This window comes from Corallococcus sp. CA041A (assembly GCF_003612075.1).
In the GTDB taxonomy this organism is placed as follows: Bacteria; Myxococcota; Myxococcia; order Myxococcales; family Myxococcaceae; genus Corallococcus; species Corallococcus exiguus.
This window is the reverse complement of sequence record NZ_RAWF01000613.1, coordinates 1-476: the sequence shown is the minus strand read 5'-3', so window position 1 is coordinate 476 and position 476 is coordinate 1. Positions and strand designations below refer to the sequence as shown.

The window sequence follows — 476 nt, the reverse complement described above, 5'->3', positions numbered from 1 at the left end:
CGCTGATCCACGGCCACACCCATCGCCCGCAACTGCATCACGAGGCGAGCGGTGAACGCTGGGTTCTTTCCGACTGGGATTTCGATCAGGCACAGCCGCGCGGCAGCTTCCTCAAGTTGCAGGATGGCGCGCTGACGGTCGAGCAAGTGACGGCATAAGCTGTCGTCACCCACCCTTTTCCTACTTGAGCATCCGCTTCAGCTCGCTCGCATCGAACGGATCGTTCGGGGAGTTTTCCAGGTGCGCGCCGAGGCGATCGAGCGCAGAAAGAATCGACTCGATGCGCTCTTGCTGAAGCTCGCTGTGGTCGATCAGCCGTTTGAGCGCCAGCGATACCGGATCGTCCGCGTCGGGCGTGATGCCATACGCGGAAAACTCCTGCTTGAGCGCAGACTGGGCCTCGGTCGCGGCATCGCGCTCGATGATGCGCGCCGGTATGCCAACCGCCGTTGCGCCCGGCGGCACCGGTTTGAGCA

Annotated in this window: 1 pseudogene; it reads right to left on the bottom strand. The window is 63.2% G+C overall.

The features are described 5' to 3' along the window. Positions 1–180: 180 nt before the first annotated feature. A pseudogene (locus tag D7V77_RS42465) lies at positions 181–476 on the bottom strand (hypothetical protein); the annotation flags it as partial.